General features: G+C 45.4%; 16 protein-coding genes. All 16 read left to right on the top strand.

The annotated features are described in order from the left end of the window. The first annotated feature begins 290 nt into the window (after window positions 1–290). Window positions 291–947: an ABC transporter ATP-binding protein gene (locus AC1U9U_RS06935; RefSeq protein WP_479959826.1), complete on the top strand. Its 657-nt coding sequence runs from the start codon at window positions 291–293 to the stop codon at window positions 945–947. After that, window positions 944–1708 carry an ABC transporter permease gene (locus AC1U9U_RS06930; protein WP_479959825.1) on the top strand — a complete coding sequence of 255 codons (765 nt, stop codon included), beginning with the start codon at window positions 944–946 and terminating at the stop codon, window positions 1706–1708. The genes AC1U9U_RS06935 and AC1U9U_RS06930 overlap by 4 nt, the downstream gene beginning before the upstream one ends. 100 nt (window positions 1709–1808) lie before the next feature. Next, window positions 1809–2477, top strand: a complete 669-nt coding sequence (locus AC1U9U_RS06925) for a YczE/YyaS/YitT family protein (RefSeq protein ID WP_479959824.1) — start codon at window positions 1809–1811, stop codon at window positions 2475–2477. A 50-nt stretch (window positions 2478–2527) separates the two neighbouring features. After that, complete coding sequence (larE, locus tag AC1U9U_RS06920; RefSeq protein WP_479959823.1) at window positions 2528–3328, top strand: ATP-dependent sacrificial sulfur transferase LarE; 801 nt, start codon at window positions 2528–2530, stop codon at window positions 3326–3328. 368 nt (window positions 3329–3696) lie between these two features. Next, complete coding sequence (locus AC1U9U_RS06915; protein WP_479959822.1) at window positions 3697–4302, top strand: DUF4652 domain-containing protein; 606 nt, start codon at window positions 3697–3699, stop codon at window positions 4300–4302. A 160-nt stretch (window positions 4303–4462) separates the two neighbouring features. Next, on the top strand, window positions 4463–6628 hold the full coding sequence (locus tag AC1U9U_RS06910) for a Tex family protein (RefSeq protein ID WP_479959821.1): 2166 nt from the start codon (window positions 4463–4465) through the stop codon (window positions 6626–6628). 42 nt (window positions 6629–6670) lie between these two features. Next, a complete protein-coding gene (locus AC1U9U_RS06905) occupies window positions 6671–7840 on the top strand; it encodes an amidohydrolase (protein WP_479959820.1) in 1170 nt (389 codons plus the stop codon). 173 nt (window positions 7841–8013) lie between these two features. Next, entirely contained in the window at window positions 8014–8484 is a 471-nt protein-coding gene (gene tsaE, locus AC1U9U_RS06900) for a tRNA (adenosine(37)-N6)-threonylcarbamoyltransferase complex ATPase subunit type 1 TsaE (RefSeq protein ID WP_479959819.1), read from the top strand. A 52-nt stretch (window positions 8485–8536) separates the two neighbouring features. After that, window positions 8537–9253, top strand: a complete 717-nt coding sequence (tsaB, locus tag AC1U9U_RS06895; RefSeq protein WP_479959818.1) for a tRNA (adenosine(37)-N6)-threonylcarbamoyltransferase complex dimerization subunit type 1 TsaB — start codon at window positions 8537–8539, stop codon at window positions 9251–9253. Further along, window positions 9250–9741, top strand: a complete 492-nt coding sequence (gene rimI / locus AC1U9U_RS06890; protein WP_479959817.1) for a ribosomal protein S18-alanine N-acetyltransferase — start codon at window positions 9250–9252, stop codon at window positions 9739–9741. The genes tsaB and rimI overlap by 4 nt, the downstream gene beginning before the upstream one ends. After that, window positions 9716–10726 carry a tRNA (adenosine(37)-N6)-threonylcarbamoyltransferase complex transferase subunit TsaD gene (gene tsaD / locus AC1U9U_RS06885; protein WP_479959816.1) on the top strand — a complete coding sequence of 337 codons (1011 nt, stop codon included), beginning with the start codon at window positions 9716–9718 and terminating at the stop codon, window positions 10724–10726. Before rimI ends, tsaD begins: the two co-directional genes overlap by 26 nt. Before the next feature lie 472 nt (window positions 10727–11198). After that, entirely contained in the window at window positions 11199–12125 is a 927-nt protein-coding gene (locus AC1U9U_RS06880; RefSeq protein ID WP_479959815.1) for a LysO family transporter, read from the top strand. A gap of 130 nt (window positions 12126–12255) precedes the next feature. Continuing rightward, the gene (locus AC1U9U_RS06875) at window positions 12256–12837 is read left to right on the top strand and encodes a 5-formyltetrahydrofolate cyclo-ligase (RefSeq protein WP_479959814.1); all 582 of its coding nucleotides are present in this window, start codon (window positions 12256–12258) and stop codon (window positions 12835–12837) included. A 30-nt stretch (window positions 12838–12867) separates the two neighbouring features. Continuing rightward, window positions 12868–13350 carry an NADH-quinone oxidoreductase subunit NuoE gene (gene nuoE, locus AC1U9U_RS06870; protein WP_479959813.1) on the top strand — a complete coding sequence of 161 codons (483 nt, stop codon included), beginning with the start codon at window positions 12868–12870 and terminating at the stop codon, window positions 13348–13350. Between the two features lie 12 nt (window positions 13351–13362). Then, window positions 13363–15156 (top strand): NADH-quinone oxidoreductase subunit NuoF, encoded by a 1794-nt coding sequence (gene nuoF / locus AC1U9U_RS06865; RefSeq protein WP_479959812.1) that lies wholly within the window; start codon window positions 13363–13365, stop codon window positions 15154–15156. Between the two features lie 16 nt (window positions 15157–15172). Continuing rightward, a partial coding sequence (gene fdhF, locus AC1U9U_RS06860) for a formate dehydrogenase subunit alpha (protein ID WP_479959811.1) occupies window positions 15173–17703 on the top strand: 2531 nt, incomplete at its 3' end.

Raw genomic sequence — 17703 nt, 5'->3', positions numbered from 1 at the left:
AAAATAATAATTGCGTAAATGTGTACACAAGGACTTTTAGGGATCTGCCTATAACATTTTTTGTCATAAATCTTCCCCCCTCTAACATTGTGGAAAAATACGCAAATTTAGTTTATATTCTATTTCTCTACCTATTTTATTTTACCTGCATTATGCCGATTATTCGCTATAAATTATATTGACTATTATAAATAGTGAAAGTTTTATGATGAAATACGGCATAGGTACTGGACAAAATATTTTAATTCTAGTTTAGAAATGATACACTAATAGAATAGGGGGTGAAGGGCTTGTCGTTGCTGGAATTCCAAGGTGTATCTTTCGTCAATGATGGCGAAAGGATTTTAAAGAATCTATCTCTAAAGATTGAAACAGGGGATTTTATTTCCATAGTTGGGCCCTCGGGAAGCGGGAAGAGCACATTCCTTAAACTATGCAGCCATTTAATTAGCCCTACTGAGGGGGATATTGTATATAAAAACCAGAGTCTTTTTACCTATAACCCGACAGACTTAAGGAAAAGTATTGCTTATTGTTTTCAGACCCCTTATCTTTTTGGGGATACGGTAATGGACAATCTAGTGTTTCCTTTTGCAATCAGAAACGAAAAATTTCTCCCCAATAGGGTAAATGTCTTGTTTTCTTTGTTTAAGATGTCAACTGAGTATTTAACCAAAGAAGTAAAAAATCTTTCCGGGGGAGAGAGACAAAGAATTGCTCTTATAAGAAGCTTGATTTTCACCCCGGAGATTTTGCTTTTAGATGAAGTAACTTCGGCACTGGATGAGAATAATACGAAAATCGTGGAAAGTGTAATTTCCAAATACCATCAGGAAGGGGTAACCGTTTTATGGATTACCCACAACCCACAGCAAAGCCGCAAATATGCTAATAAATTGTTGCGGATTGAGGCCGGTGAAAGTAAAGGATTGGAGGTAATAGCATGAGCGGTTCCAACTCAATCACATTGTCCTCTTTACTGCTGGCATCTTCTCTAGTCCTAATATCCCTTTTTTTCTCATACTGGCAGAAGCTCAAACTAGAGAAAGAAACATTAATCAGTGTCATCCGCGCAGTTATTCAGCTGATAGCCGTTGGCTTTATTTTGGAATATATCTTCGGGCAGCATAACCCTGCCTTTACCACCCTTTTATTGCTTTTTATGACTTTCAATGCGGCATATAATGCAGCAAAAAGGGGTAAGGTGATCAAGAATGGTCTCTTAATATCGTTCATATCTATCGGTACCGGGACAATTGTGACCCTGTCCATCCTCATATTATCCGGAACTCTTAAATATGAGCCATACCAAATGATCCCCGTTGGTGGTATGATTATCAGCAATTCGATGATTGCTTTAGGATTGTGTTATAAGCAGTTGGTGACCAACTTTAAGAATAAGAGGGAAGAAGTGGAAACCAAACTCGCCTTGGGAGCAGATATTCTACCTTCTTCTATAGAGATTATTCGTGACTCCATTAAGACGGGGATGCAGCCGACTATTGACTCGGCCAAAACCTTGGGGATAGTAGCCTTGCCGGGGATGATGACGGGGCTAATCCTAGCGGGGACTCCGCCTATGGAAGCGATTAAATATCAGATTATGGTTACTTTTATGATGCTTTCCACAACGTCTATTTCTTCTTTTTTGGCCTGTTATCTATCCTATAAGGGATTCTTCAATGAAAGAAAACAGTTGGCCGTCTAAAAGTCTATATAATTAAGAAAGACTTTAATATCAGGTGCAACATTGGGAGCTGGATAGAAAAAATAAAAGCTGAAGGCAGAGTCAGGGGAGAAAGATTGACATGAGACTTATCAAAAGATTTCTTTACTTATTGATTGGCACTTTTATATGTGCTCTAGGTATAGTTCTGACTATGAAGGCCAATGTCGGGTATGCTCCTTGGGATGTATTCCATCGGGGTATTAGTGATACTATTGGCCTTACGATCGGTAATGTCTCTATTGTAACGAGCCTTGTAATCTGTATTGTGGTTATGCTCTTGGGCGAGAAGCTGGGTATCGGCACAATTGTTAATCTAGTGACTATTGGTATCTATATCGATTTACTAATGCCCATGAAGATAATCCCGGAAATGCGGGATTTTTTACCGGGTCTCATAATGCTGATCGTGGGGCTTTTTGTTCTCGCCTTTGGTTCTTACTTATATATTGCTTCGGGCTTTGGGACCGGTCCCCGGGATGGTCTAATGGTGGCCTGTGAGCGAATCACTAAATTACCCGTTGGGGTTTGTCGGGGTATTATTGAGGTAGCGGTATGCCTGGTCGGATGGTTTTTAGGTGGACCAGTGGGTCTGGGAACGGTGGTCTCCGCTTTGGGAATGGGTGTCTGCGTCCAGCTTGTCTTCTCCTTAGTGAGGTTTGATGCCACGGCGGTAAAACATGAGACTATGGATGTAACCTTCAGAAGCCTAAGGGGTGCTTTTAAGAAAAGTGTCAGTGAAGATATCTAATGCTTGACCCAGATGGTGCGTATTAATGAATTAAATATGGAGGTTTATTCATGCAAGAAAAGCTTAATCATTTAAGGGAAATAATTAAAGAAATGGAGTCGGCAATAGTTGCTTTTTCAGGCGGGGTGGATAGCACCTTCCTTTTAAAAGTGGTTCATGAGGTTTTAGGGAATAGTTGTCTGGCAGTAATCGGTTCCTCAGAAACCATGCCCGCCGCCGATTATAATAACGCCTTGCAGCAGGTCGAAGAATTTGGGACTAATTATTTAGTAATCAGGACTGAGGAGATGACCAAAGAGGAATTCGTCACCAACCCCCAGAATCGTTGTTTTTACTGCAAAAATGAACTTTTTTCTAAGCTCATAAGTATTGCTCAAGAAAAGAAAATCAACTGGGTTCTCGATGGGAGTAATGCTGATGACCTAAAGGATTATCGGCCCGGCATGCAAGCGGCTAGGGCCTTAGGGGTAAGGAGTCCTCTGCAGGAAGCGGGTTTAACAAAAGCGGAAATTCGTCTGCTTTCCAAAGAAATGGGGCTTTCTACTTGGGATAAACCCTCTAGCCCATGTTTGTCTTCGCGTTTTCCCTATGGCGAGGAGATTACTATTGAAAAACTGCTGCGGGTGGAAAAAGCAGAAACTCTGCTTAAAGATCTAGGTTTTAAGAATTTAAGAGTTCGGCATCATCAAGATATGGCCCGTCTGGAAATACCCAAAGAGGATTTTCCGAAGCTTTTTGGGCAGAATCTTGATGTTATTGCCCAGCATTTGAAAGAATTAGGGTTCACTTATGTAACACTCGATTTGGAAGGTTTTCGCAGTGGCAGCTTAAATCAAGCCATTTCAATTTGATAAAAAAGAAAAAGTATTAGCGAATTGGTATTAAGCCGGTTCGCCTTTTTTAATTTTATGAGGGCCGATTATAATTGCTCTTTGGGATTCGTACTGGATAGTAATGCAATAAAGAACAGCAGTCTTAGTGGAAGTTAGCAATGGATGAAGGAGTTTTTTCTTTAATCCAATCGAATCATAGGAAGGTTTGACTTATCTCCGTGGGTAGGAAGGATTGAAGAGTTGGATGAAGAAATATCCCCATGGTAAATAGTGGATAGAGAGCTTTATACTTATATATCCTTTAGTTAGGAGGGAGCGTTATTAAGAAATCATGGTTAACGCGTGGCAGCCTTTTTTTCTTAGGGGTCATATTTTGCACTCTATTCTTGAATATTGATCTCTTTCCTTTCAAGATTAAAATGGGAGCAGGCGCGGAAGAACCCACTTATAAGCCGGTATTTAGTGAATCCTTATTTCAAGTAACAACAAATCCTGATATTCCTAAATTTATTCTACAAGGAAATTATGTGATCAACGGCAGTTCACCAAACAATCAATACACTGCCTATCTCTATCCGGATGAATGGGAAACCATAGGGGATATTTACATTAAGGATGCCAAAGAGAATTCCTGGACGAAGCTGCAGTTGAATCAAGAGTATCTGGTCAAGCTGTGGGATTCTTATACTCCCGATGGAAAATATACGCCAAAGAAAAAAATATTTTGGCTCAATGATGAGGAGTTCATAACAATTATCGGCTTTGCTTATGGAACGGTTTCTAAGGGCGGGGAGCCGGTTAAGGTAAATCGAGTCACCGGCGAAGGAGAAATTCTCTATCCGGCCTACCAAAAGCTCAACCAAGAGGTTGTGGATTTTGAGCAGGTAGGAGAAGAACTTGTGCTGAAAATTAATGTTATGGATGCAAACGGGCTCTGCTTGGAAAAGGGCGAAGCACGTGCACCCCTTAAGGATTTAAAGTTCACTTATTAAAAATGGATGGTCAAGTGCAAAGCAGGCCTAGATGGGCTTGCTTTCTATGCTATATAAGAGCTACAATGTATTTTTAAACCGGGTAGTCATCATCTTTATTTAGCTTTTTAGGAAATGGTGATATAATAAAAAATTGAGAACTATTGGGAGGGATTACTTTTTGGATTATTCAGAAGCCATTGCCCAAGAACTTAGCTTGCGTACCCATCAAGTTAGAGAAGCAATTATTTTAATAGATGCAGGCAACACTATTCCTTTTATCGCCCGTTATCGTAAAGAGGCAACAGGTGAACTGGATGAGAATGCTTTGCGCAGCATTATGGAACGCCTGGAATATTTACGGAATCTTGAGCAACGCAAAAAGGAAGTCTTGCGTATAATTGAAGAACAAGGAAAGCTAACCGAAGAATTGTCGGCTCAGATTGAAAAAGCCAAGATTCTGCAAGAAGTAGAAGATCTCTATCGTCCCTACAAGCAGAAAAGGCGAACCAGGGCTACCGTGGCCAAGGAAAAGGGGTTAGAACCTTTTGCCCTTTGGATCTTGGAGCAATATCCAAAGGCTCAGCCTTTGGAAGAAGCACAAAAGCACCTCAACCCGGAACTGGGGGTAGCAACCGTTGAAGAGGCAATTCAGGGGGCTGCGGATATTATTGCCGAGTTGATCTCTGATGATGCCAATATGCGTAAAAGGATCAGGGAAGCTACCTTTCGCTTAGGGGATGTGGTAGCGTCCGGCAAAAAAGCCGAGGAACGTTCACCTTATGAGATGTATTATGATTACCGGGAACCGGTAAAGAAAATTCCTCCCCATCGCATCCTGGCCTTAAACCGAGGAGAGAAAGAGGAGTTTCTAAGTGTTAAAGTGGAAGTTCCTACAGATCGTATCTCTGCTCTAATCGAGCAAGCTTATGTAAAACAAGGGCCCGGGGCGGAAATCGTGCGTAGTGCGGCCGAAGACTCCTATAAACGTCTAATCGCTCCCTCTATTGAAAGGGAAATCCGTGGGGCATTGACGGAAAAGGCTGAAGAACAAGCTATCAAAGTTTTCGCCGAAAATCTTCGTCAGCTCTTGCTGCAACCTCCGGTGAGGGGAAAAGTAGTATTGGGTTTAGACCCCGGTTTTCGAACCGGGTGCAAGTTCGCTGTTGTTGATGATACCGGCAAGTTGTTTCACGTGGGGGTAATATATCCACATCCACCACAGAACAAGCGGGAAGAAGCGAAAAGGATTCTCCGGGAGACAATCGGGAAGTATCAGGTTGATGTAATTGCTATCGGCAATGGCACCGCCTCTCGGGAAACGGAAGAAGTCACAGCCGAGTTAATACGGGAAAGTGGCTTAGCTTCAGAATATATTATCGTCAGTGAAGCCGGTGCTTCAGTGTATTCCGCTTCTAAGCTGGCGGGAGAAGAATTTCCCGACTTTGATCTCTCTTTGCGCAGTGCCGTCTCTATTGCCCGCCGGTTACAGGACCCCTTAGCCGAGCTGGTTAAGATTGAGCCCAAGGCTGTTGGTGTAGGGCAATATCAGCATGATGTCCAACCAAAACGCTTAGAAGAGTCTTTGAATGGGGTAGTTGAATCAGCGGTAAATGCGGTGGGAGTGGACCTGAACACGGCTTCGCCTTCCCTTCTGCAATATGTGGCCGGACTTAAGCCAACCATCGCTAAAAATATAGTGGCCTATCGGGAAGCCAATGGGAAATTCCAAAAGCGGGCTGAGCTTAAAAAAGTACCTCGCTTAGGTGAACAAACCTTTGTCCAATGTGCAGGGTTCATTCGTTTGCCCCAAGGGGAGAATCCCTTGGAAAACACACCGGTTCATCCTGAATCCTATGAACTTGCCCAAAATATCTTGAAAAAACTTGGCTTTACCCTAGCAGATCTTAGGGAACGATCCGATGAAGTGCGCCGGGGAATCGCTCAGCTGGACCCGGAAGAATGTGCCAGGGAATTTGGAGCCGGACTTCCTACAGTTAAAGATATCCTGGCAGCACTCCAACGACCAGGTCGAGACCCCCGGGAGGATTTGCCGCGGCCAAAATTACGTCAGGATGTAACTCACCTTGAAGATTTACAGACCGGGATGATTCTCGAAGGAACTGTAAGAAATATTGTTGACTTTGGTGCCTTCATCGATATCGGGGTTAAACATGATGGTTTAGTTCATATATCACAAATCAGCGAAAAATTTATCAAGCATCCTATGGAAGTTCTCTCGGTTGGAGACATTGTTAAGGTGCGGGTACTGGGGATCGATACCGCTCGGGAAAGGGTAAGCCTTTCCATGAGGGATATTCCCGCCGATGCTATAGTGGCAATATAATTTGGAAAATATAAGGTAAATAAAAACTTTTTGGAGGTAAACATGAACGCGCATAAGAGCCTTTTTATCCGTAACGGTCGGATTAAGACCATGAAAGGCCAAGAATTTTCTGGAAGCATCTTAATTGAAGGTACACAGATTGCAGCTATCGGTGAGAATCTGGAAGCTCCGGCTGGGGTGGAGATTATTGAGGCGGAAGGAAAACTGGTTTTGCCCGGCTTTATTGATGCTCACTGCCATGTAGGGCTTGGGGAAGAGATCTATCAACATGAAGGGGATGATCTCAACGAGATGACGGACCCCATTACTCCTGAGCTCAGAGCTATCGATGGCATTAATCCCGAGGATGAAGGGTTTCGTGATGCTCGCTTAGGTGGCGTGACCACGATATTTTCTACACCGGGCAGTGGTAACGTTATCGGGGGAACGGGTGTTGTACTGAAAACAGCCGGTAAAGTAGTGGATAAGATGATTATCCGAGAGCCGGCAGGCTTGAAAGTTGCCTTTGGCGAAAACCCGAAGGCTGTCTACGGGGGAGAGCAAAAGAAAATGCCCATGACCAGGATGGCTACGGCAGCTCTTTTACGTCAAGCACTTGTGGATGCGGAAACTTATCTGGAAAAATTGGAGCAAGGGATCGAAGACCCGGAGAAGGTTCCGGAACGTGATCTCGGCATGGAGAGCCTAATTCGAGTTATAAAAAGGGAAATTCCTCTACGGGCACATGCTCACCGTGCTGATGATATTATGACAGCTATTCGTATCGCACGGGAGTTTAAAGTGGATCTAGTTCTCGAGCATTGTACTGAAGGCCATAAGATAGCCGAGGAGATCGCAGAATGTGGTTATCCGGCTGTGATAGGTCCGGCCTTGGTTAATCGTGCCAAGGTAGAATTAAAGGATAAGTCCTTTGAGACTCCGGGAGTCTTAGCCCGTGCCGGGGTGAAGGTAGCGATTATGACCGACCACTCTGTTACTCCCATTGAACAGTTGCCCCTGTGCGCCGCTCTGGTAGCTCGGGCCGGTATGGATGAAGAGGAAGCCTTAAAGGCTATTACTATCAATCCGGCCGAAATCTTGGGTGTGGATGATCGGGTAGGTTCCTTAGAGGTAGGAAAAGACGCCGATATCGTTATCTGGAGTGACCATCCGTTTGATCTAAAAGGACGTCCGGAAACAGTTATTATTAATGGTAAGATTTGCGAAAAATAATATTTTGTAAAATTTTTATTTTTAGATTTTGGCGGCTTACTTGGTATAAAGCTAGTTAAATATTATTTTAATTTTCAAACCCTTATTTTAAAGTTTAAGCTAAAAGGCAAGACTTTAGAAGGGTCTTAATTATTGTGTTTGCCCAGTGTTTTTTAAAGGGAAGGAGGGTCATGATGAACCTTGAGGTTCATAGCTTAAGTGCGGAGAGCACCCATGTCTTAGGGCAAAAACTAGGTAAAGTTCTCCAAGGTGGGGATGTGGTTTGTCTCATTGGCAATTTGGGGGCAGGAAAAACTGCTATGGCCAAAGGGATCGGGGCGGCTTTGGCGATCAAAGAACCCATGACCAGTCCAACCTTTACTTTTCAAATAGAATACTCCGGAATTGCTCATAATGGCCCGGTTCGCCTTATCCATATGGATTTATACCGGCTGCGTTACCCGGAAGAAGTAGAAATCATCGGGGTCGAGGATGCCTTCCAAGAGGATACCATTTGCTTAATCGAATGGCCGGAGATTGCCGCGGAGATTCTGCCCGCAGATTGTTTGGAGATTCGGATTGAGGGTTCGGGAGAAGAACCTAGAAAGATTAGTTTTCGCTGGGATTCCGGCACTTGGGGGGAACGCCTTCAAGAACTAACATAGTGCGGGGAAAGTAATTTCTTCTTTATTTAATGAATGGATTCGAGGAGTACTAATGAAATACCTGACTATTGATACCACCACAAAGGTCACTGCTTTAGCTTTAGCCGATCGGGGCCAGCTTGTAGCAGAAGGATTTTTGCATACAACAAAGACTCACTCCGAGCGACTTATTCCTGTATTAGACCAAGTTTTAGAGGCAAGTGCTTGGAAAATGCAGGATTTGGACTTTATCGGTGTAGTACGTGGCCCTGGTTCTTTCACTGGAATCCGGATCGGGATTGCCACCGCCCAGGGGTTGGCTCAAGTTCTTAAGCTTCCTTTGGTGGGGGTACTTTCTTTAGATACATTAGCTTGGGCCGGATATAATCGCAGTGAAACTATCGTACCAATTTTAGATGCACGTAAAAATGAATGGTACACAGCTCAATATCTTTGGTCTGAGGCTGAAGAGAGGCCTGTACGTATTAGAGATCCCTTCGCTGTCGAGCCGGAACTCTGGCTTAAAGAGTTGGCGGCCCAGGACCGTGCCATCCTCTTTGTCGGCGATGCTATTCCCAGGTATAAGGAGCTGATTAAGGCCTACTTGGGAGAGAGAGCGGTGCTTTTCCCCGACTATTTAGCCCTTCCCCGTGGTGCCTATACTGCTCGCAGTGTATGGAACGAATGGGAGAAAAACCTGCAGGGTGGGCAAGTGGAACCTTATTATATTCGCTTATCCGAGGCGGAGGTCAATTGGGCTAAGAAAGAGGAGGCAGGTCAGGGGATATGAACATTCGCCCCATGCAAGAAAAGGATTTGCCGAGGATCATGGAAATTGAGCATGCTTGCTTCCCAGCCCCTTGGGCTTCCCAATCCTTCGTCAGTGAACTGAGAGATAACGAATATGCCCGCTACTTTTGCTTGGAAGAAGAAGGCAAGGTTATCGGTTATATGGGTCTTTGGTTTATTCTGGAAGAGGGACATATTACCAATGTAGCTATTGTTCCTGAATACCAGGGTCAAAAAAGAGGAGAATCTCTGATGCGCTCGGTGATCGAATTGATGGCTAAAGAAGGTATGGAACGCATGACCCTGGAAGTTCGCGCTACTAATGCAATTGCCCAAAGACTCTACGAACGTTTAGGCTTTGTCACAGCGGGGGTGCGCAAAGGTTATTATTCGGATAATCGGGAAGATGCCCTGATCATGTGGTTAGATATCGAAAGAGATTATAAGGTCGTGAGAGTTGCATATGGAAATAAATATACTAGGGATTGAGACAAGCTGTGACGAAACCTCTGCCGCGGTGCTTCGCAATGGCCGCGATTTGCTTAGCCATGTCATCTCCTCTCAGGTAAAAACCCATCAAAAGTACGGGGGAGTCGTACCGGAAGTGGCCTCCCGGGAGCATATCCTCCATCTGCAAGGTGTAGTAGAACAGGCTTTGACGGAAGCCAAGGTTGATTTTGCAGATCTGTCGGGAATTGCCGTTACCTACGGTCCCGGCTTAGTGGGTTCCCTGTTAGTAGGAGTGGCTGGTGCGAAGGCCATGGCCTATGCAGCAGGAATCCCCTTATTGGGGATCAATCATTTAGAGGGACATATCTATGCCAACTTCCTTCATAACCCGGAGTTAAAGTTTCCTCTGTTGGCACTTCTTGTCTCGGGGGGGCATTCTCATCTGGTTTACTTTGAGGGACATGGGCAATATCAGGTACTTGGGCACACCAGGGATGATGCTGCCGGGGAAGCCTTAGATAAGGTAGCCCGAACCTTAGGACTAGGTTATCCGGGGGGGCCTTATATTCAAAAAGCCGCATTGGCAGGGGACCCTCATGCTTTTGAATTCCCTCGGGCCATGCTGGAACCGGGCAGCTTAGACTTTAGCTTTAGTGGGGTTAAGTCTGCTGTCCTTAATACTTTGAATTCTGCTCGGATGAAGGGAGAGACCTTAAAGGTCGAGGATGTGGCAGCCTCTTTCCAAGAGGCTATCGTTGATGTGCTGGTGCGCAAAACCCGTTTGGCCCTGGAGAAAACAAAAGCCCCTACCCTGGTTCTTGCCGGGGGGGTGGCTGCTAATGCCTTATTAAGGGAACGATTAACAGCGGAAACTCAGAAACGTGGTATTGTCTTTAGTTATCCGCCACCGATTCTTTGCACAGATAACGGGGCCATGATTGCCACGGCAGGGTATTATCGCTACTTAGCTAAGGATTTTGCACCGTGGAATTTGAATGCTGTACCCGGGTTGAATCTTGTTTAAGTATTTGCCTTAAGAATCTATTCAAAGATCTTAAGGTTTTTTTGTTTAAATCTTATACTAACAGAACTAGTGATTTTAGGACAGTCGGTATATCAGTAAGTAGGACCTTCGGGCAGGCCCTTCTTAGTAGGGATAATATGTTCTGTGGATATTCAGTTTTGTGGATAATGTGGATAACTTTGTGAGTAACTGATATCAGCGGAATGAGGGATATCTTGTTTTTGCGGTTAATATGCCTAAAGTTACCCACAGGTGCTGTGGATAATGTGGATAAGTCTTGGACAAGGGGTATTTTTGGGAGATGGAGATGGGGATAACTTAAAGGGATGTAATTTAGGAAGAAAGGCCTTTTCTTTTCTACTCTGTTCGCGATAAAATAGAAACATGTGTCGGGGATTTCAATATTATATAGAAAAAACAAGCTAAGATTGGACAGTTCGATGAAATAAATTTACGAGAACGGAGAACGAACATGTGGATACTATTTGCGTGCCTTTTATTCGGTGCTTTGGTGGGATGGTTTAGACTTTTGCCGAAATTCATTCTTGATCAAGCAGGAAGAGGGATGATGATCGGGGTTTTAGTCCTGTTATTGACCATGGGGTTACGGATTGGCATTGATAAAGACACCCTTTCCCAACTAGGAAACTTCGGCTTGCAGGCCTTAATTTTTGCTTTAGCCGCAATCTTTGGCAGTGTAGGGACAGTCTTGCTTTTTGAAAAACTTTTTGTTAAGAAGGATAGATTACTTACCGAACAGGGTGTCATAGAAGGAGCGGCTTGTGACAATGCTCATCCTTATCGCATGACCGGGGCAATTATCGGGGCATTTGTATTAGGGATAGTTTGGGGGATTGGGTTGTTCCCTGAGTCTTGGTACGAGTATTTGCCGATTGTCACTGAGCTGGCTCTCGATTTTACTTTAGCTATGGTAGGTGTTGACCTGGGGGTAAATCGTGAGATTTGGCGACATATGGTTAATGTGGGCTGGCAGGTATTTTTGGCTCCGCTTGGCGTTGTGGTGGGAAGCATCCTTGCGGCCATGTTGGTTGGCTTATGCTTAGGCTGGAATCTACGGGAAGGCGGAGCAGTAGGGGCAGGTTTTGGTTGGTATAGCTTATCCGGTGTCTTAATCACCGACCTTCATTCAGTCTCCTTGGGAACAATCGCTTTTTTAAGTAATATCTTCCGGGAGGTATTAGCCATTGTCTTTGCGCCATTTTTAGCGAAGAAAGTCGGACCTTTAGCTTTAGTTGCTCCCAGTGGGGCTACGGCTATGGACTCGACCCTACCCCTTTTGGTAGCGGTAGGTCCCAGAGGAATAGGTATCATCGGAATTATCAGCGGGTTCTCTTTATCCCTCCTTGTTCCTATTCTGGTTCCTCTGGTTTTGGGGTAATGCATCGAAGCTCTCTTAAGAAATGGAGATTTTACTATAAAAAATAGAAGGAATATTATAAAAGTTGCCGAATTATTAAATGATTGACTGAATTTTCTCAACTAAAGAGGACTGGCAGGGAGGATATGAAGTGTCGGAGGAGAAACGAATACTGCGGGAGAAAGTATTATCCTTGCGCGGAGACTTAACGGAGGAGGAACGTAGACTTAAAAGCCAAATGATAAGCGGTATCGTGACCCAAACCCGTGAGTTTCAGGCAGCGCAATGTATCATGCTTTTTCTGAATTTCCGCGATGAGGTGGAGACTACAGATCTGGCTCAGCAAGTTCTCGATTTGGGGAAGCGATTGATTTTGCCACGGTGTGCCCCCAAAAGAGTACTTATTCCGGCATTGATCGAGAAGCTGGAGAGGGATATCGAACCGGGAATGTGGGGTATCCGTGAGCCCAAAAGAGAGGGGCTAATTGAGGTTGATCCCACTGAGATCGATTGTATCTTCGTTCCTGGGGCGGCCTTTGACAAGATGGGCAATCGTCTTGGCTATGGAGGCGGATTTTATGATCGTTTTTTTGAGCGGGTGAAGGCGGATACTCCGAGGATAGCTCTTGCATTCCATTGTCAGCTTGTTGACAGGGTTCCGGTAGATATATACGATAAAAAAGTAACTATGTTGGTCACTGAACAAGGTATCATGCGTTTTACAAACGCTTAGAATTTTAGAGGTATAGGGAGGAGATCGGTTTTGTGCGAGGAGTGTAGGGAACTTATTGACCCTAAAGAAAAAGAGCTTGACCAAATTTTAGCCCGCCATAAACATCAGAAAGGAGCACTCATCCCAGTCTTGCAAGAGGCTCAAGAGATCTATGGGTATTTGCCGGAACATGTGATAAAGCACATCAGCGGGGTATTGCGTATACCCACAGCCAGAGTTTACGGTGTGGTTACTTTTTATGCTCAATTTCGGCTTACCCCTATGGGACGTAATGTGATCAGTGTCTGCCTGGGTACTGCCTGCCATGTTCGTGGAGGCGCTAAAGTCCTCGAAGCCCTTGAGAAAGAGGCCAAAATTAAGGATGGACAGACTTCAGGGGATGGCCGATATACATTAGAGATTGTTAATTGCATCGGTGCCTGCGGGTTAGCCCCTGTCATGTCTATTAATGGTAAAGTCCATGGACGGTTAAGTGCAGATCAAATCCCTGGAATTCTGGCTAAATACGAATAGGGGGGGATAGGGATGAAGTGTGAAGTGAAAAAGCAGGTCTATGTTTGTTCGGGAACAGGGTGTGTTTCCTCCGGAGCAGATGAGATCTTCGATTTACTTAATAAAGAGATTAAAAACCAAGGGCTTACTGAGATGGTAGAGGTGATCCCAACTGGATGTCACGGATTTTGCGAGCAAGGACCAACCATCATCATTGAACCAGAAAGTAAGTTTTATAGAAGGGTAAACCCTGAAGATGTTTCGGAAATTGTCGAGAAAGAGTTGGGAAAAGGAGAGAAAGTAGAACGACTCTTCTATGTTGATCCCTTAACGGGAAAACAAGCTGCGAGCTTCGAGTCTATTAATTTTGTAGCTAAGCAGAGTCGAATTGTCTTGAAAAACTGCGGATTTATTGATCCGACACGTATTGAAGATTATCTAGCCAATGAAGGATATCAAGGATTAAAGCGTGCTCTAGGGATGACCCCTGAAGAAGTTATTGAAGAAGTTAAAAGCGCTGGTCTTCGTGGTCGCGGAGGGGCAGGTTTCCCCACAGGTTTGAAATGGAGCTTTTGCAGAGCTACTCCTTCGGACAAAAAGTATGTGATCTGTAATGCCGATGAAGGAGACCCGGGAGCCTTTATGGATCGCGGTCTTCTCGAGGGAGACCCCCATTCTATCTTTGAAGGAATGCTTATCGGAGCTTATGCCATCGGAGCCGATGAAGGCTATGTGTATTGTCGTGCCGAGTACCCCTTGGCGATCAAGAATCTGCAGATTGCCATTAAACAGGCTCAAGAAGCTGGCTACCTTGGAGATAATATTTTAGGTTCAGGTTTTAATTTTCACATAAAGATTAAAGCCGGTGCTGGAGCCTTTGTATGTGGTGAGGAAACAGCCTTAATGGCATCCATTGAGGGAAAACGGGGTATGCCTCGTGTTCGTCCGCCGTTCCCTGCTCAAAGTGGCTTATGGGGTAAACCCACGAATATCAATAACGTTGAAACCTGGTCCAATGTTCCTCATATCTTGAGAAACGGTGCTGCCTGGTATGCTCAATACGGGACCGAAAAGAGCAAAGGAACAAAAATTTTTGCTTTGACAGGTAAAGTGAACAATACTGGTCTTGTTGAAGTTCCTATGGGCATGCCTCTTCGAGAGATTATTTTCGATATTGGCGGCGGTATTAAAGACGGCAAGAAGTTTAAAGCCGTTCAAATCGGCGGCCCTTCAGGTGGATGTTTACCGGAAGCTATGTTAGACCTGCCTGTGGATTATGATACCCTAACCAAAGCCGGTGCCATGGTAGGATCCGGCGGTCTGGTTATTATGGATGAAACTACCTGTATGGTTGATATTGCCCGCTTTTTCCTAAACTTTTCTCAGAGTGAATCCTGTGGAAAATGTACCCCCTGTCGTGAAGGGAATAAGCGGATGTGGGAGATTCTTGACCGTATCACCCGAGGTGAGGGCAAGGAAGAAGATATAGAAAAACTCGAAACTCTGGCTTATACAGTTAAGGAAACTTCACTGTGCGGTTTAGGTCAAAATGCACCCAACCCTATCCTGGCTACCTTAAAGTATTTCAGGGAAGAATTCGAGGAGCATATCTATGCCAAAAAATGTCGGGCCGGTGTTTGTAGTGAACTGCTGACCTACAGAATTGATGCGGAAAAGTGTAAAAAATGTGGGTTATGTTCTAAGAATTGTCCGACTAACTGTATCAGTGGGAATAAGAATACCCCCTATGTTATAGATGAGGAAAAATGTATCCGCTGTGGAAGCTGTATGGATTCCTGTAAATTTGGCGCGGTTATCCGGGCCTAGAAGAGGAGTGGATTATGTGGAATGGCTTAATTTAACCATCGATGGAAAAGAAGTTATAGTGCCCAAAGGAAGCACGGTTCTAGAAGCATGCCGGATGCATGATATTCCGATTCCAACCCTTTGTCAGGACCCGGAACTGACCAATGCCGGGGCATGTCGTCTTTGTATAGTTGAGATCGAAGGAATACGGAATCTGCCGCCTTCCTGTGTTACCCAGGTGACCCAGGGCATGGTGGTAAAAACCCAAACCCCAAAGGTCCGGAAGTCACGCAAGGTGATTCTTGAGCTCTTAGTGGCGAACCATCCGTTGGATTGCATGACCTGTCAGAAGATGGGGGATTGCTCGCTGGCTGAGTATGCCTATGAATACGGTGTATCCGGTAAGGATTACCAAGGGGCACGGCGTGAACTTCCCCTTGATGACAGCAACCCATTTATTCTCAGAGATCCGAATAAATGTATCCTCTGCGGGAAATGCGTGCGGGCCTGTGAAGAGATTCAGGGCCGTAGTGTATTGGATTTCTTTAAGCGGGGCTTTGACACCCAGGTGGGACCTGCCTTTGATGTTCCTTATAGCGAGTCGGAATGTGTTTTCTGCGGCTCCTGTGTTTCGGTTTGCCCGGTGGGAGCCTTGGTAGAGAAAAAGATGGTTGGCCAGGCACGACCCTGGAACATCGAAAAAGTACAGACCACTTGTCCTTTCTGCGGTACAGGTTGCAACTTTGATTTGAATGTCAGCAATGGCAAGGTAATTGGGGTAACCTCCAATCCCGGGGCACCGGTAAATGGCAAAGCTCTCTGCGTCAAGGGTCGTTTCGGTATGGACTTGATCCACAGCCCTCAGCGTCTGACGACTCCCCTGATCAAGAAGGATGGAGAATTCGTCCCGGCAAGTTGGGATGAAGCTCTTGAATTGATTGCTTCGAAGTTCACTGAAATCAAAGAACAATATGGAGCGGATTCTTTTGCAGCTCTTAGCTCGGCTCGTTGTACCAATGAAGAAAATTATCTAATGCAAAAATTTATGCGCGCGGTGATCGGAACCAATAATGTTGATCACTGCGCCCGTACCTGACACGCTCCTACTGTGGCAGGTCTTGCCACTTCATTTGGCTCAGGAGCAATGACTAATTCCATCAATGAAATCCCCAATTCACAAGTAATGTTTGTAATTGGTTCCAATACTACGGAAGCTCATCCGATTATCGGTACCAAGATGAAGCAAGCCCTGGCTCGGGGAGCCAAGCTTATCGTAGCCGATCCACGGGAGATCGAGCTGGCCGGAGATGCCCATATCTGGATGAGATTGAAGCCGGGCACCGATATTGCCCTGATCAACGGGATTATGAATATTATTCTGGAGAACGGCTGGGAGGACCGTGCCTTTATTGAGGAACGGACCGAAGGCTATGAACAACTCCGGGAAAATCTCAAGAAATTCCCGCCGGAGGAAGTCAGCAAAATCACCGGAGTTCCAGTGGAGCAGATGGTGGAAGCTGCCCGGCTCTACACCAGTGTAGACCGTGCTCAGATTTTCTATACCTTGGGAATCACGGAGCATGTCTGCGGCACGGATAATGTTATGTCCCTGGCCAATCTGGCAATGCTGACCGGAAATATTGGGAAAGAAAGCTCCGGGGTCAACCCGCTGCGGGGTCAAAACAATGTGCAGGGGGCCTGCGACATGGGGGCTCTGCCTAATGTTTACACCGGTTATCAGAGTGTTACTAACCCAACAGTGCAGGCTAAATTTGAAGAGGCCTGGGGAGTATCCCTTAATCCTAAGACAGGCTTCATGATTCCGGATATGTTTGATTCAGCGGTCAAGAAGGAATTGCGGGCTATGTATATCATGGGCGAAGATCCTTTGTTAACCGATGCAGACGCCAATCACGTGCGTAAAGGCCTAGAGTCCTTAGATTTCTTGGTTGTTCAGAACATCTTTATGTCTGAGACCGCCGAACTGGCCGATGTCATTTTGCCGGGCGCCAGCTTTGCGGAAAAGGACGGTACCTTCACGAATACCGAGCGCCGGGTGCAAAGGGTTAACCGGGCAATTAAGCCTATAGCCTCTGCGAAGGCTGATTGGGAAATCATTTGCGAGCTTGCCATCCGGATGGGCTATCCGATGGCTTACCAATCGCCCGCGGAGATTATGCAGGAAATTGCCGCACTGACACCGCAATTTGCCGGAATCACTTATGAACGCCTCGGCAAGAAGGGTCTGCAATGGCCGGTTCCCCATGCCGAGCATCCGGGAACGAAGTTCTTGCACGAAGGGCAATTTACCCGCGGCAAAGGCATGTTCGTGGCGATTGATCATCAGCTGCCGGATGAGTTGCCTGATGAAGAGTATCCATTCCTGCTGACCACGGGCCGCAAGCTACAACATTATAATATTTCCACTCGCTTCTCCGCAGCTCTTGAGGAACATGCGCCTGAGGAATTGGCAGAGCTTAATCCCAAGGATGCCGAGCGTTTGGGAATCCAGGACGGTGAGAAAGTCAAAGTAGTTTCCCGCCGCGGTGAGGTAGTGACCAAGGTTTG

It is taken from the genome of Desulfitobacterium sp., from assembly GCF_982384815.1.
The sequence above is the reverse complement of the archived record's forward strand: the minus strand, read 5'-3'. Positions and strand labels throughout refer to the sequence as shown.